At 38.6% G+C, this 15,245-nt stretch carries 14 protein-coding genes and 3 pseudogenes; 12 read left to right on the top strand and 5 right to left on the bottom strand.

The window, feature by feature from the left end; genetic code table 11:
• The first annotated feature begins 108 nt into the window (after nucleotides 1–108).
• From glmS to AAZO_RS40400, 9 genes are all read left to right on the top strand, one after another.
• Entirely contained in the window at nucleotides 109–1,986 is a 1,878-nt protein-coding gene (gene glmS / locus AAZO_RS24870; RefSeq protein WP_013193260.1) for a glutamine--fructose-6-phosphate transaminase (isomerizing), read from the top strand.
• 759 nt (nucleotides 1,987–2,745) lie between these two features.
• Nucleotides 2,746–3,252, top strand: a complete 507-nt coding sequence (locus AAZO_RS24865; protein ID WP_041642222.1) for a S8 family serine peptidase — start codon at nucleotides 2,746–2,748, stop codon at nucleotides 3,250–3,252.
• A gap of 611 nt (nucleotides 3,253–3,863) precedes the next feature.
• Nucleotides 3,864–4,046, top strand: coding sequence for a hypothetical protein (locus AAZO_RS32440; RefSeq protein ID WP_081462669.1), 183 nt, complete (start codon nucleotides 3,864–3,866; stop codon nucleotides 4,044–4,046).
• Between the two features lie 12 nt (nucleotides 4,047–4,058).
• Nucleotides 4,059–4,208, top strand: coding sequence for a hypothetical protein (locus AAZO_RS35965; RefSeq protein WP_187289568.1), 150 nt, complete (start codon nucleotides 4,059–4,061; stop codon nucleotides 4,206–4,208).
• A gap of 246 nt (nucleotides 4,209–4,454) precedes the next feature.
• Entirely contained in the window at nucleotides 4,455–4,655 is a 201-nt protein-coding gene (locus tag AAZO_RS27945) for a hypothetical protein (RefSeq protein WP_144031373.1), read from the top strand.
• A gap of 45 nt (nucleotides 4,656–4,700) precedes the next feature.
• Nucleotides 4,701–4,823, top strand: a complete 123-nt coding sequence (locus AAZO_RS41930; protein ID WP_266887285.1) for a hypothetical protein — start codon at nucleotides 4,701–4,703, stop codon at nucleotides 4,821–4,823.
• A gap of 521 nt (nucleotides 4,824–5,344) precedes the next feature.
• Nucleotides 5,345–5,836: a hypothetical protein gene (locus tag AAZO_RS27940; protein ID WP_013193258.1), complete on the top strand. Its 492-nt coding sequence runs from the start codon at nucleotides 5,345–5,347 to the stop codon at nucleotides 5,834–5,836.
• Nucleotides 5,837–5,848: 12 nt separating this feature from the next.
• Nucleotides 5,849–6,175: a hypothetical protein gene (locus tag AAZO_RS40405; RefSeq protein ID WP_228371411.1), complete on the top strand. Its 327-nt coding sequence runs from the start codon at nucleotides 5,849–5,851 to the stop codon at nucleotides 6,173–6,175.
• Between the two features lie 147 nt (nucleotides 6,176–6,322).
• Nucleotides 6,323–6,970 (top strand): hypothetical protein, encoded by a 648-nt coding sequence (locus AAZO_RS40400; RefSeq protein ID WP_013193255.1) that lies wholly within the window; start codon nucleotides 6,323–6,325, stop codon nucleotides 6,968–6,970.
• A 336-nt stretch (nucleotides 6,971–7,306) separates the two neighbouring features.
• On the opposite strand, the gene AAZO_RS24850 is transcribed toward AAZO_RS40400, so the two are convergent.
• Together AAZO_RS24850 and AAZO_RS32435 are read right to left on the bottom strand one after the other, a co-directional pair.
• Nucleotides 7,307–7,633 carry a hypothetical protein gene (locus tag AAZO_RS24850; RefSeq protein WP_013193254.1) on the bottom strand — a complete coding sequence of 109 codons (327 nt, stop codon included), beginning with the start codon at nucleotides 7,631–7,633 and terminating at the stop codon, nucleotides 7,307–7,309.
• A 60-nt stretch (nucleotides 7,634–7,693) separates the two neighbouring features.
• Nucleotides 7,694–8,406 (bottom strand): annotated as a pseudogene (locus tag AAZO_RS32435) (ISKra4 family transposase); the annotation flags it as partial.
• Nucleotides 8,407–8,623: 217 nt separating this feature from the next.
• On the opposite strand from AAZO_RS32435, the pseudogene AAZO_RS24840 reads away from it, so the two are divergent.
• Nucleotides 8,624–9,142, top strand: a pseudogene (locus AAZO_RS24840) (hypothetical protein).
• A 103-nt stretch (nucleotides 9,143–9,245) separates the two neighbouring features.
• Here AAZO_RS24840 and AAZO_RS24835 read toward each other — a convergent pair.
• Nucleotides 9,246–9,989 (bottom strand): response regulator transcription factor, encoded by a 744-nt coding sequence (locus tag AAZO_RS24835; protein ID WP_013193253.1) that lies wholly within the window; start codon nucleotides 9,987–9,989, stop codon nucleotides 9,246–9,248.
• Nucleotides 9,990–10,144: 155 nt separating this feature from the next.
• Between AAZO_RS24835 and AAZO_RS24830 the strand changes: the two genes are divergently transcribed.
• Both AAZO_RS24830 and hetI read left to right on the top strand, forming a co-directional pair.
• Nucleotides 10,145–11,209, top strand: a complete 1,065-nt coding sequence (locus AAZO_RS24830; RefSeq protein ID WP_013193252.1) for a YheT family hydrolase — start codon at nucleotides 10,145–10,147, stop codon at nucleotides 11,207–11,209.
• Nucleotides 11,210–11,223: 14 nt separating this feature from the next.
• Entirely contained in the window at nucleotides 11,224–11,943 is a 720-nt protein-coding gene (gene hetI / locus AAZO_RS24825; protein ID WP_013193251.1) for a 4'-phosphopantetheinyl transferase HetI, read from the top strand.
• Nucleotides 11,944–12,005: 62 nt separating this feature from the next.
• Here hetI and AAZO_RS24820 read toward each other — a convergent pair whose 3' ends face one another.
• Both AAZO_RS24820 and AAZO_RS24815 read right to left on the bottom strand, forming a co-directional pair.
• A complete protein-coding gene (locus AAZO_RS24820) occupies nucleotides 12,006–13,100 on the bottom strand; it encodes a glycosyltransferase family 4 protein (protein ID WP_013193250.1) in 1,095 nt (364 codons plus the stop codon).
• Nucleotides 13,101–13,193: 93 nt separating this feature from the next.
• Nucleotides 13,194–14,540: pseudogene (locus tag AAZO_RS24815) on the bottom strand (IS110 family RNA-guided transposase).
• Nucleotides 14,541–15,245 lie beyond the last annotated feature (705 nt).

Genomic DNA, 15,245 nt, shown 5'->3' with positions numbered 1-15,245 from the left:
GTTAACAGTTGTCAAGCCAATAGTAGGGTAATGAAACCAAATATAACTGTTAAATACAACTAACTGATAACTGTTAATTGATAACTGATAACCGGAGTAGTGTAAACAATGTGCGGAATAGTTGGCTATATAGGCACTCAAGCGGCGACAGATATTTTACTGGCTGGATTGGAAAAGTTAGAATATAGAGGTTATGATTCGGCAGGAATTGCCACGATTTGGGAAGGTGACGTTCATTGTGTGCGGGCTAAGGGCAAACTGCTGAATTTGCGTTCTAAACTCGAACAAGTCGAAACTCCTGCTCAAATTGGGATTGGTCACACTCGTTGGGCAACTCATGGTAAACCAGAAGAATATAACGCTCATCCACACATGGATACGGCGCTGCGGATAGCCGTCGTGCAGAATGGGATTATTGAGAATTATCGTGAGTTACGGGAACACCTGAAGGGCTTAGGACATGAGTTTAGTTCTGAAACAGATACAGAAGTCATTCCACATTTGATCGCTGAATGTTTAAAGCATATTTCTGAAAATACTGTCTCTGCTTCTATGTTTCTAGAGGCTGTTCGGGAAGCGGTGAGTAAGCTAGAGGGGGCTTTTGCTGTTGCGGCTATTTGTGCAGATTACCCAGATGAATTGATTGTAGTTCGCCAACAAGCTCCTTTAGTAATTGGTTTTGGCCAAGGTGAGTTTTTCTGTGCTTCCGATACTCCGGCCATTGTTCCCTACACCCGCGCTGTATTGCCTTTAGAAAAGGGTGAAATTGCTCGTTTGACTCCTTTAGGGGTTGAGGTCTATAACTTTGCAGGACATCGCTTGAAAAAGCATCCCCGTACCCTGAACTGGAATCCCATCATGGTGGAAAAGCAGGGATTCAAACATTTTATGCTCAAGGAAATTTATGAGCAATCGGGGGTAGTGAGGGCTTGTTTAGAGGCATATTTTCCTGCTAGTGCTGAAAAACCTATGACGCTGGGTTTACCAGAGGAATTTTACGCAGATTTGGAACAAATTCAAATTGTTGCTTGTGGGACAAGTTGGCACGCAGCTTTAGTGGGTAAATATTTGTTAGAGCAGTTGGCAGAAATTCCTACTCAAGTGCAGTATGCTTCTGAGTTCCGCTATGCACCATCACCTATGACGGCTAATACTTTAACTATTGGTGTCACACAATCGGGTGAGACTGCGGATACTTTAGTAGCTTTATCTATGGAAAAGGAACGCAGACAGGGAAAAGAAGCTAAGTATCAAGCCCGATTATTGGGTATTACCAACCGCCCAGAAAGCACTTTGGGGCAGATGGTAGGTAGTATTATTAATACTCATGGGGGTATTGAGATTGGTGTAGCTGCGACAAAGACTTTTATTGCCCAGTTGATGGCGTTTTATGGTTTGGCTTTAGATTTGGCTCATCGTCGGCAAACAATTACGGCTGAAAGGTTAATAGAAATCATCGCAGGTTTGCGTCAGTTACCTACAAAAATTGAGGCGATTTTAGAAACCCAAGAAAGATATATTGAGCAGTTGGTTCATGATTTTGCAGAAACTAAAGATTTCATTTTTCTAGGAAGAGGAATTAATTTCCCGATTGCTTTAGAAGGGGCTTTGAAATTAAAAGAAATTAGCTATATTCACGCTGAAGGGTATCCAGCGGGAGAGATGAAACATGGTCCGATCGCTCTATTAGATGTGAAAGTTCCTGTAGTTGCGATCGCAATGCCTGGTAGTGTATATGAAAAGGTGATTTCCAATGCCCAAGAAGCCAAAGCTAGAGACTCGCGGTTAATTGGGGTGACTTCTGTTAATGATGGGGAAGCAGCAGAAATCTTTAATGATTTAATTCCTGTTGGGGAAGTTGAGGAAATTCTTTCACCAATTCTCACGGTTATACCTCTGCAATTGTTAGCTTATCATATTGCAGCGCGGCGGGGTTTGGATGTGGATCAGCCAAGGAATTTAGCGAAGTCGGTGACCGTGGAATAATTGCTTGTTTGCGAATTTATTTGTTGTAGGAGAATAATTTGGTTCAACAATAAATAAAACGACCCAACAATAAATACAACGGTTGAACAATAACCTCTAAAGCAGTACGATGGTACTAAGTAAATATGTGATCGTCCTGTGGAGTGGTACGCTACTTGCGATTGTGCCCAGCGCAGTACCAAAGGCGAGCCCTAATAGAGGTTATTTTTTATGCCTAGCAGTACCAAAGGCGAGCGCTAATAGAGGTTATTCTTTATGCCTAGACGTAGATATTAATGGACACAAGCTAAAATTGAGCGATATATGAAAGTTTAATTACTTGGAAAAATCACAATGGCGAGCGCTAATAGAGGTTATTTTTTATGCCTAGACGTAGATATTAATGGGCACAAGCTAAAATTGAGCGATATATGAAAGTTTAATTACTTGGAAAAATCACAATATTTCATCTGTTATTAGTTCCATGATATCACTAATTTTCTCTTTTGCCACTAATAAACGTTGCTGCTGTATAATTAAGTTGTTAATTTCTTTTTAACTCCTGTTTTATCTTGATAATTATCATTAATTTCTATATCTTCATTTTCCTGGAATCAATTACTTCCTGAAACACTCGAATAGCATTCATTTTGCAGATATTTCATTTTATCTGTTATAATTAAAAATATGTGATTTATCTGATTTAGTTGACATTGAGTAATAAAATAAGGTTTCTGTTTATTATTTGAATCAAATTCATTTACTATAAAGCCTTTAGATTTGGAACTCTGGGAGACAGGTGAGCGCAAAGAAATGAAAGCGTCTTTAGAACATATTGCTGAAACGCTAGAATACCTTTCCAGCGATACTGCTCCTATGAGAATTAGTAATAGTTATGTTGGTGATTATCTGTGCATAGCTAGAATTAAAGTCACTCACGAAGTTTTAGAGTCTTTACTGGAACTGGAACCTGTCAAGGAAATTGATTGTCGTCCCCAACCTGCATTTGATAGAACTGCCGATTATAATTTACCAACTTCCCGTTTACCCGAAGTTATTTCTCCACCTGAAGAGAATTCCGGCATTCTTGTTATCGATTCAGCTGTACAAAGAGATCATCCATTAATTGCGCCAGTGCTGACTGAAGCTGATGTATTTCCAGATCCAGGACAGGAATTAATAAAACGTGGTGCAGATGATGTACATGGACATGGTACAAGTTTTGCTGGCATTGCTATCTATAGAGATTTCGAAAACTCTATTGAAAAACTATCATTTGATCAATAATTAATTCACCTATGATATTAGTTGTAAGTTGTAATCGTAGTAAATCGGCAAATCCAGATGAGATTCCAATACAACTTTATGCTTTAGTTGTTAGTATTAGTCATTATGATCCTCAAGTTAATTTATATAATCTTATGAGACTCCAGATTGACCAGATTGACTAAAGAGAAAGAAACCGAGCAAGGGTTTAAATACTAAAAACCCAAAAATTAACGTAAACAAATAGAGATTTTGTGTAAGCATTTTGCTAACTCATGAGAGCGATATATCTGCGAGCGCACTTGTGGAACTCTAAATTTCCTATTATCAGGTTTCTCCATGTGGCTAAAGGCTTATGGTATGTTGCTTTGAGGGATTTTCTAATTCATTTATTTTTGTATCCTGTCAATACTGATATTTCCGTTAAGTATCCTAAAAAATGCTATATCTTCAAATCCTTGTAGGACAAGCATTTAAGAAAATGTTCAACCGTTTTATTCGGAGTTTGTTAACTGGTGCTAAGTATTATTAGGAACTCAATAAAAATGTTCGACCGTTTTTATAAAATCGTCGTAAGGATTGAGGTGGTGGGGTATTGACAAGTGTGATAGGAGAGGCAGAATATAGCAGTTATGGAAAAGAAGCTGCCACCAAAACTAGACAGCAAGATATTGAAGCAGTTGGGAACAGAGCAACTGGTAGAAATCATTATTGACCAGGGGAAAAGTATAGAGAACCTAAGAAATAGAGTAGTAGAACTGGAAAAAGAAATAGAGAAACTCAAAGTCAGTAGAGATTTAGAGACCATAACATAATCCAAACCACCCTTGGGAGACATCCTCAAAGAAACCGAGAACAAACAAGAAGATAAACCAGAAGAAAACCAGACACGAAACCGGAAACCAGGAGGACAACCAGGGCATAGGGGAAAAAGGAGAAAGGTGTTTGGTGGAGTAGATAGAATAGATTTGAGATAGTGGGACGGCAAGTCTGTGGATGGTGAGGTCAGGGGGAATTATTTGGCGAACCAATAAAAATCCAAACACAATAAGTAGGGGACTTGGTGGACAGGCCAATGGAAATGGATTTGGAGTGTGTGTAGGGAAAGACAAAGGGCACACTGGTCACCAGAGATAGTACCGGGACAAGATATAGGAATCACAGGACAAGCTTTTTTGGGATGGATCAATAACTAGGGCCATTGAGCCTATGAAAAACAACACTTGTTGATGTGGGAACTGGGTCAAATAGTAACATTAGTAGGTACCAATGAAGGAATAGATGGTCCAGTAGCTCAAAGTGTTGATAGCCTCAAACAGTGGATAAAACAAACCCAGCCTCATATCCTTGGGGATGAAACACCCTGGGTAGTCAAAGGGGTGAAACAATGGTTATGGATTTTTGCCAATAGTCACTTCCCTTGATTTCATGGGCCTGATACTCCTTGTCCTGGCGAATTAGAATCCATGGTGGGTTCAAGTTACTCTGGTGTACTCAGTTCTGATCACTTTACTGCCTATAAGGATTATCCCGTCACAGCTCAACAGAAATGTCAGGCATATCTACCCTACCCTGTCACTTCAAGACACTAATCAAAATTCCTGGCTTCAATCACCAAGAAATTGGCACAAAATTCATCGACCTCATAGATGAAGATTTTAAAAACTACCCTTTATTCCAACAAACCCAAAACCTTCATGAATTCTTGACTTGGCCATCCTAGTTTCAACCAAAAGTTGAATCTTCCATTCATTCATTAATCAACCCCCAGGGGAACCTGGTAAACTTTTACCTTCCTTAGGCAATAGACCTTGATCATAATTTAGCTGAACCAAGGTTAGGTTTAGTAGTGAGACAACGAAAAGTCTCTGGTGGTTCTCTTTCTCTGGAGCTATTCTAACATACTGCCAATTTATTGACCGTTATACAAACTTGTCCCCATCAAGCACTTTCTCTAATTGAGTTTTTTGACCAACCTATGAAGGCCATGGTTCACTCTGCTTTCCATACACCTTCTTTAATCCCTCTACCTTAGACCTGAATCCTTACCAATAGACCTCTTGCCTATTCTCCCTATTCTGATTTTAAATTCCTAGCCGAAATTGCTAATTCTGTGTCTGGCTTTTGTTTGCAAGCTGGCAATATTAAAGAAGTCTATGATGCTCTTTATAACACGGGAGATGTGTTAAAAGAAGCGATAGGAATAATCATAGAAGAACCTTTAGCTAGTGACTACAGTTATCAGCTGTTCTTCTACCCCACCGCTAAGAAAATTAATGGTACAAATCAAACTTTGAAAATTTTTGGTTTGAAACCAGAAGATGAGTCATATCTCTATAAATATAAGCAAATTACCAAAGAGGCTTATACTCAATTAACAGATGTTCCTATTGTTCAAAATGATCAATCTGTCTATATTTTTGCTAAGGCTAATTTAGCAGAAGGAAATCTCAATACTGCTAAATATGCGCTTGCGAGTACCTTTAACGCCCCTTTAACAGCAAGACACGCGAAAGCTTTAACAGATGAAGACATTGCTAAGTGTACTCAAGATTTAGAAATTGCAATCTTTTATGCTCATGTCTTAGATAAACATGAAATATGAGATCATGTAAAAGTGAATGAAAAAATTTCAGTTTCGGCATTGATGTATATTGTATCACAACATCGTCAACATATTATTATTAAGCTCAAATATCTGCAAGCAACTTACCAAAGAAAAGGTGTCAAGCGTGTTAATGGTGTGCGGGGAGAAAATCGGGAGTTAATTAAACCTTGGTTAGAAATAGAATATATTGAACCAGGTGATTATGTACAGATAGAGACTTTTACTGTTAATATGCTGATCCAGCAGAAAGTCAAGTTGGGAAAACCAGAAGATAAAACAGCAATTACTGAAGTTACTGGTGTGTTATTAAATAATTTAATAACTTTCAATAATTAGACTATTGTTAGTGATGGAGAAGTGAATATAAAGGCTTGAAAAGTGAAAATTCTTACTAAGGAAGCCTTTAAAGATGTAAAAGTACTTGGTGTGATTGATGGAAAATATTTTGATTTTCAAAAAGAATATACGATTCAGTTATAAGATTTGCCTTTAGTTAGTTTTGAGGGGAATTACAGGAGTATTGATAGGTTATTTACTCAGCTTGCGGAAATCAAGATTTCATCTAGTATTCTTGCTGCTCATTTACGGGAAGCATCGGATATATTTATTCCCGCGCAAATAGAAGAATTGAAAAAACATTATCTTTCTAAAAGTCTGTATCTGAACTTTCCTACGAAAAATGAATATAGAGACTTGAAGGTAGCTTTATCTGATAGTACAGTTGATTCAAGGGGAAGTTATAAAATTGATATTAGTGGTACAGAAATCCTCAAGTTGAGTAAGCTATCTTCTACTAATCAGTTTCTCGATAAGAGATATGAAGTTTATGATTCAAAATCTGGGGGAATTTTCACGAAACAAACTTTTGAAATGGGCCTAGATGAAAATATAGATTTTCGTCCTAAAACCTTATCTTCGAGAACGAAAGCTACAAAAGCTGATGATTTGATGAAAGGAATTTTTGATGCTTTTATGGGACTAGAAGCAAATGGTAAAGTTGCGGAAATTTTGAATTTAGTTGGTGCAGGAAGTTTGGCTTTATTATTACAAGCAAAACACGCTGGTACACCTGTAAATAAACAGGAAGTAATCAACGCTATGACAACTGCAAGAAATCAGTTAAAGTATTAAACAGAAAAAGTTTATCGAGAAAAGATTTCTCCTTTAGGATTTTACATTAGTGTAACTGGTTTGTTACCTGATGAAATGTCTGCTCAAGCGATGACTGCTGATGAAATTGGTAGTAAATACCCGGATTTGCGGTTTTCTAAAAGTGAGCAGGAAGCAACCTGATTTTTCGTAGTTGGTGACACTGTAATTAGTATTGATGCTCAAAACAATATTATAGTAAGAAGTCGGTTGTTGTTAGTTAGTCGATACCCAGATCCCCAAGTTCTTTGAATAATCTTAATTACTTACCAAAAATTGGGAGCATCCCGATTTGGCAAAAATATAAAGAATCCAGATTTAATCAAGTGGTTCTTCTGACTCTTGCTCAGATCCAGAACTAATGTCTAGCAAACAATCATCCAGGGTATGAATTGCTGCTCTTTCCAAGAGTATTCTCTGTATTTCATCACCAAGATAACGTCTAAAAACAGATATAATAGCATCAATATGCTCTTGAGTACCAGCTTTACCCAAATGCTTATATTTAATCAGTTTGTCTGGTGTCGGGCATTGGAAATATGGGATTGGCACTTGTAATTTGTAGTACCAATATTTCTTGAAGTTTTGACGGACTTGATAACCGGCTACCCAAGCCCCGGATACAGCCAGAACACCCTGCTTCAATAAAATGTTGTTTTTCTAAGGCTGTAATGGCCTTTTTAATCCACTAAAATTGAGCTATTTTATCCTGTGACGAATATCAGAGTCGGCAATTTCTGCAAATAGATTCCAAATTCTATCATGCCCATCTCCCAAGCAGTAAAGAGTTTTACCGATGTTTTGGCTATTGATCCAATTACTTAGGGAGAGATTGTCTTGAAAGAATGCTCCTTAATATATACCCTCTAATCGCCCTGTTTTATACTCCTTCCAGTATGCAGGCTTTCCTTTCTCTTGAGAGCGTAACCACACTTTTCCCTCCTCTAAGCACCTCTAAACAGACCTCTGTTAATTTCTGTTTTACCTTCGGGGGAGATAAGTCCACTTTTTTGACTTGGCGATGATAGGTACTATAACCAACTTCTATCCCTGTTAGAACCTTAAGGTCATTCTCTGCATCCTGGAATGACTCCTTGGCTGCAACTAACAAACAGCACTTTTCAACCAATGGGCTAAATCGCCTATACGATTCTCTCCCCAAAGGAGATGCTTGTTTGTTAGTGACTTTAATCTTACCAATGCAACTCCTGATTGTCCGTGTTTTACCTTTGTTGTGACAGTCTTTTCTACGACAAAAAAAAGGCGCTTTTCGGACTGACATGTTCTAAAACCTGGTCGCCTACAGATGTTTCGATGCCCTCAAATGTTTGGATTTTTTCGGGTGGGGTATTTTTATAAAAGATTTTGGCTATCTCTTTGATGTGAGCTTCTAAAAGTTTTTCATCTTCTGCTGTCATTGTTTTAAAGAATACTCTGTGATTCCCATAATTTTCTCAGTTATGGACCGCATTCGTATAGTCCCCCTGAATTCGCGAGGCATCATCGGGAATTATTTCTCCTTTCTTTCATCTTCTTCCCAAATTGGGATACCCCCCAAAAATTGAATTCAGAAGTCGGGGATCTAATCTGTAACTATAAAAAAGTATTTTGACTACATTTGAGGTTAATAAACAAATGACACAGGAGTTAATAGACCTCAGAAATAGTATTTTAGAACAACGTTATACAGAGGCCTTGGCTATTGTCGATGAGTTAGAGGGGATGAGTAGACAAGCAATTTTGCGGAATATTCAAGCTTTTGTTAAGGTGTTGTTGATTCATTTGATTAAAAATCAAATTGAGAAACGATTAACAAATTCTTGGGCTGCTTCCATCCGTAATTCCACTAGCGAAACTGAAAAACTCAATCTCAAGGAAAATAAAAAATCATATTATTTTAATCAAAATGAATGGTTTACTTATATTCAAGATGAAATGGAGAGGGCTATTCGTGATGCAAGTGTGGAAGTTTTAAATGGTGTTTATACTCCTTTTCAACTTGCTTAAATGGTAGAGAAAGAACAGATAATCGATCAAACCCAGGAGTTATTGAAATTAAGTTATGATTATTCACCTCAGGAATTACCAGCAGTAATTGATGATTATTTAGCTCAGTTACCTGGTGGAGGAAATTGGAAATTAGGAAAAAGATAAAGTACAAATATCAATTACTCAGATTGTTCATACCCTGCGCTACAAAATAGGGGTGCTATCAATGCACCCCTATAATTAATAATGAGGGATATGGGAGTATGTTTTACTCAACTACTGTAGCGGTAGTTCCCTCAGCTGATGGTGGTAGACTAGGTAACTCTAGACAGTATCCGGCACCATAAACAGTCTTGATATAGCGAGGATGACGGGGATCTGGTTCGAGTTTAGTTCGCAGATGGCGAATATGCACCCGAATGGTTTCTATGTCGTCGTCAGGGTCATAACCCCAAACTTCTCGCAGAATTTCGCTGGGAGAAACTGTTTGACCATGACGTTGAAGCAAACAATGAAGTAGTTCAAACTCTAAGTGAGTCAGTTTCACAGTTTCACCGAACCAAATGGCCTCAAATCTTTCTGGAACGAGGGTAAGAGAACCATAGTTGAGGATTTCACTGTGTTTTGCTGCTTGAGGGATACGGTCAGTCCTTCTTAATAAAGCCCGCACCCGCGCTAACATTTCTTCAACTTCAAATGGTTTGGTCAAGTAGTCATCTGCACCCGCATTAAATCCTTCTACTTTGTATTGAGTTTGGCTTAAAGCCGTCAACATCAATACAGGAATTTCTGCGGTGCGTTCATCCCGACGTAGGCGTTGGCAAATGGTAAACCCGTCTACTCTCGGTAACATGAGATCGAGCATTATCAAGTCGGGTTGTAGCTGGAGGGCCAGCGCCTGACCTTTGATGCCGTCTTCAGCTTGACTAACATCATAGCCAGCCATTTCCAAGTTGACGGCAACAAGTTCTGAAATCGCTGGGTCATCGTCTATGACAAGAATCCTCGGCATTCTTAAAAATTATGACTACTCTCTTTAAGGATAAATAAGAATCTTTGTGATATGCAAAGATTACTATTTGGATTGTAAAAAAGATTTTAAATCTAACATAAATATTAAGATTAAAGGATTGTTAAATCAAGATCAAATTACACCAATTTTCATATATGGTCTATGACTCTACCTACAATCCGCCATATTTCTTACGAAATGGCGTTGCTATGACTGCTTACACTGCCTTGCAGGCAGGACGTAACTGGGAAACTAGCGTTCCCTATCCAGAACCACTTTATCAGCAAGTGATATTTACTGGTGGGCAGGATGTAGCAATTTTCGGTTGGGTTGCTATTCCTAAAAATGCTCATAGCACTATTGTTGGTACTTATGGCATTACAGGGGAGTTGGAACAACAATGGTTTTTGAGGTTAATGGGATGTAAAGCATACTCGCAAGGATACGCTGTGGTGTTATTTGATTGGCGAGCGCATGGTAAAACGGCTGAATTATCCCCAACGTTAACTTCTGATGGGTTGTATGAAGGGGAAGATTTTGTGAGAATTGCGGCTGAAGCAGCAAAAATGGGCTGTCCAAATAAATTTTGGTTGACGGGGTACTCTTTGGGCGGTCAACTGGCTCTGTGGGGCATAAAAGCCGCTGTAGATTTAGGAATTAAAGGGATTGATGTTGCTGGTGGGGCGGTAATTTGTCCGAGTTTAGATTCCTTGCGATCCCTTACCTATTTAGTAACAACACCCTTTGGTAAGTACGTAGAACCCCGTATTGCTGGACAATTAAAAAAACTAGCCTGGAAAATACATGAACATCATCCCGGCCATTTTGATGCAGCAGCTATTGAACGTGCTAACAGCATTTGGGGATTTGATGAAGAATTAGTAATAGGGCGTTTGGGTTTTTCATCTGTGGGAGAATATTATGAAGCCACCAATGGGTTAAATATTTTACCTCAGTTACAAAAACCAACTTTAGTTCTTTATGCTGCGGATGATCCTTTATTTCATCCCGGTATTGTTCCTGATTTAAAAATTGCCAGTTCCCAAAATCCAAGCATAGATTTACTACTCACTCGCTATGGTGGTCATGTTGGTTATGTGAGCAGTAAGAAATGCCAATATCAAAATCAAGATCCTGATCAATGGTGGGCTTGGAATCGTATTTTACAGTGGATCGAGGAAAAACAAAGAGACAAACTAGAGCTAGTATCCTCATTTTGAATGTTCAATTACCTGTGAATACATTTAATCATTTTTGGCTACCTGCTCCCACAAATTTGATTTTGTCGTCAGATGATGTACATATCTGGAAAATAGACCTGATTCAACCGGAATCACAATTACAATTGTTTCGTGAATCATTATCTAGTGATGAAATTAGTCGTGCTGAACGGTTTTATTTTCCTGAACATAGTCAGCGTTTTATTGCTGGTCGTGGTAGTCTTCGCACTATTTTAGGAAGCTATTTAGGTGTAGAACCTGCACAGGTAGAGTTTGAATATCAACAGCGTGGTAAGCCAATTTTAGCAGCTAAGTTTGCTGATAGTGGGCTGTTATTTAATCTATCTCACTCTCAAGATTTGGGTTTATGTGGTGTGAGTTATCAAAGATTAATAGGGGTAGATTTGGAATATCTTCGCCCTATGTCAGATTTAGAAAATCTTGCCAAAAGGTTCTTTTTACCAAGTGAATATGAAGTAATCAAATTTCTTTCCAATGAACAAAAACAACAAGTATTTTTTCGTTACTGGACTTGCAAAGAAGCTTATTTAAAAGCTACTGGAGATGGTTTAGTTCAACTGGAAAAAATTGAGGTTTATTTGACACCAACAGCACCTGCTCAATTACTTCTACCTGGAGATTGGAGTTTGCAGGAGTTAGTACCAGCAGATAATTTTGCCGCAGCGGTAGTTGTGGCTAATACTGGTATAAGTTTCCAGTTTTGGCAATCATAAATTGTGCGCTTTCAAATCAAAGTCCTAGGTTTCATTTGAGTTTATTTTCATCTATTGTATGTTCAGAAATATTGTTTTAAAACTTCTGCTGTAGCAAGTCCGGTTTTTTCCCAGCTAAACAAATTTGCTCTCTCTATGCCTTTTTGACAAAGTTGTTTTCTCATTCCTGAATCATTGATAATTGCTTGCATTGCTTCTGTGATTTCCCCTGTGTTATGAGGATTAATGAGAATAGCAGCATCACCAGCTACTTCGGGAAGTGAAGAAAGATTAGAGGTAATAACGGGAGTTCCACAAGCCATTGCTTCCAGGACAGGAAAACCAAACCCTTCCCACAAACTCGGAAAAACGAGAGCAACTGCTTGATTTATGATTGTTGGTAGTTCACTGTAAGGTACGTAGTTGAGGAATTTGACACGATGAGTGATACCCAGTTCTTCAACTTGCGCTTGCAATAATGGGGTGTAACGTTTATCAGTGGGACCTGCTAACCATAGTTCATAATCTCCCTTATTAGGTAGCGCAGCAAAGGAACTGATGAGTCGCTGCAAGTTTTTGTAAGGGTCTTGACGACCGATGTATAGGAAGTAATTACTGGTGGGTAGGTTCAGACAACGGAAGTGAGTGCGATTGTGTGCTAGGAGAATAGGTGTGATTTTACTGGTGGGTATTTGGTAAAATTCGGTGATGTCTTTAGCGGTTGCTTCTGAGTTACAAATAATATGTTGTGCTTCCTTAAACACTTGGGGAGTATAGTAACGGTGGTATGGTGTTAGCGGTGAAAATGGTTTGGGAAAGTGTAATGGTATCATGTCATGAGACATGATGATAAAACGACAGTTACTGTAAAGAGGTGCTTCTGGTATGGGGGAAAATAAAAGTTGAGATTTAAAGTTTTTATATATCTTTGGCAGTTGAAATTGTGTCCACATTAGCCGGCGTAAATGTCCTTTAATACCGTCAGCAGGAGTAAGATCATTTGGGACTGGGTAGCAGTTGAATTCAGAATATTTTTGCGCTGTTAATAGGGTAGGTTGGAGAGATTGTAAATAGGGAAATAAATTTAGAGCATAGTTGCTGATGCCGGTTGGTTGAGAGAAGATAATAGATAAATTTATTATTAATTGATTAGAGAAGGAATTATTTACTCTGTTCATTAAGTAATGCTTTTCTTTGTCAAAATGCTGGAACTATAAGTTATAATGTGGGAAAATTAAGTGCGGTATGAATTGACATCTCTCTTTAAACTCCTAAGAAACACATTGCGTTGAGTCAGAAATAGGGATGAGTTCTAAGCCAAAAGCTTGAGCTTTTATCTTCAGGTTTTTAAGTATCCGGTCTCGATACTGTTGTTCGTAAGCATCAATACCATGGTCAGTATAGTGTTCGCCAGATGTCCAAAGGCGATAAAAAATACGTGCCAATTTATGAGCGGTAGCAGTAATGGCCTTGAGGGCGCCCATTCGTGATTGCATACGACGGTAATATGCACCCAAAGCAGAATGACTGCGACATAGAGTTTGTGCCGCCATGCGAAAAGCAGTCGCGCTGCGACTGGCAATAGGGCGAGTTTTGGAACTTTTAACTTTACCGCCAGTAACACGACTACCAGGACATAGGCCTAACCAAGAGGTAAAGTGCTTAACACTCTTGAAGCGTTTTGGATCTAAACCAACTTCAGAAAGCAGTACCAGTACAGTTAAAGCACCCAAACCATCAACAGCAGTAAAATCTACACCACTGATGCGATATAAATGTGTACGTAAATCAAACTGTGGTGCATTACCTGGTTGCTTTTTCCCCCGACGCTTGGGTTTAGCTAAAGGCTTTTTTTCAACATCAACTTTATCAGTAAATGAAGCCAAACATTGCTCAATTTGGTTATCGCACTTTTGGATTTGAGCTTGATAAAACTCGTAAAGTTGTAATTCTTGCTCAAGGATAAAAACTAATTCTGAACGATAGTCTCCAGTTAAAGAAGCAGCTATTTCTTCCAAGCTGGCTTTAATACGCCCATCCTTCAAACTGGCCAATTTTACTGGGTTTCGTTCCCCAGATACAATTTCTCTAATAATGCTCAGGCCAGTAGTGCCTGTAATATCATTGATGAAGCAATGTAATTGTATATTCATCTATATTAACGCTTTTTGCATCCTCTGTACATGGATGGAGTCACTTTTAATCAGATTATCCCTTTGACGTATGTAACTGCGAAGCTTACATATTTGGTCTTCGGGACGGAATGAGCCGGACAGTAAACCGTAAGTATGTAATTGTTGTAGCCACTGACAATCTAATACATCGGTTTTGCGACCCGGTACAGTTTTAACATAGTGAGCATTGACGAGTTTAACGTCAAAACCACGACTCTCCAAAATCTGGAATACAGGTATCCAATAAACCCCTGTAGATTCCATTGCCACGGTCTCAACACTGCACTGCTTTAACCATTCTGCCATTGCATAGAGGTCGCCAGTAAAACAAGCAAAACTGCGTATATTTTCCTCATCCCTCCCCACAGGCACACTTACCCAATGCCTATCAGCACCAATATCTATTCCTGCCGCATTCGAGTTGATTTGGGATAGTAAATTCATATCCAAATCTTGTTTTTTCGGCTTTTTATAGTTGCTCATGGCACAAGGGCAGCATTGATTGCATCGCTGATTTAAATTGGGTGTACCATGCCTGGGTGGGCAAGTAAATCTAGTCTCCTAAAAGGGATAGTAGCTTTAACTACTTCACCAATACCATTGCCAATAACACCCAGAACCACGCTCACATTCGGACGAATACTGTACTAGTGTAATAACGGCTTTGACTGTCATGATACTTTTTCAGTGTATAAGTTATTAGTCGTAGAAGTCTTGTTAACTGTGTTTCTTTCATTTATTGCGGGCGTGTAATCGCGCCCCTTGGGCGCTCACATCTTGCACCAACAAAAACTGACGGAATTAAATTACAGAGTATGTATTTTAGCAAAACCCTTGACTTACCCATAGAAACCAATAGAAATAAGGTGGTCTTATCACCCATATTTTTAGGTTGCTTGGGTTTGTACGGAGAGGTGCAAGATATGCCTCATGATGATCACTTATGTAGAAATCAGGTAAAGGAGACTGTTTAGTTATACCTTTTTGATGATATTGTAGCAAAGCCTTGTTGGTGGCAAAATGCTTCTTATCAAGGTATGTCTAAACGGTGAAAAAATTTATAGGTAAGATAGCCTTTCGTTCTTCTATCTTGATTAAAGCCGATGGAAATGGAAACTTCATTTTTCAATAGTTTCTGGGCTATAGCTA

Source organism: 'Nostoc azollae' 0708, from assembly GCF_000196515.1.
Lineage (GTDB): Bacteria > Cyanobacteriota > Cyanobacteriia > Cyanobacteriales > Nostocaceae > Trichormus_B > Trichormus_B azollae.
The sequence above is the reverse complement of the archived record's forward strand: the minus strand, read 5'-3'. Positions and strand labels throughout refer to the sequence as shown.

Excerpts from the sequence above, each read along its gene's own strand:
- glmS (WP_013193260.1), top strand. The coding sequence starts at position 109 with ATGTGCGGAATAGTTGGCTATATAGGCACTCAAGCGGCGACAGATATT.
- AAZO_RS32440 (WP_081462669.1), top strand. The coding sequence starts at position 3,864 with ATGGAAAAGAAGCTGCCACCAAAACTAGACAGCAAGATATTGAAGCAG.
- AAZO_RS24835 (WP_013193253.1), bottom strand. The coding sequence starts at position 9,989 with ATGCCGAGGATTCTTGTCATAGACGATGACCCAGCGATTTCAGAACTT.
- AAZO_RS24830 (WP_013193252.1), top strand. The coding sequence starts at position 10,145 with ATGGTCTATGACTCTACCTACAATCCGCCATATTTCTTACGAAATGGC.
- AAZO_RS24820 (WP_013193250.1), bottom strand. The coding sequence starts at position 13,100 with ATGAACAGAGTAAATAATTCCTTCTCTAATCAATTAATAATAAATTTA.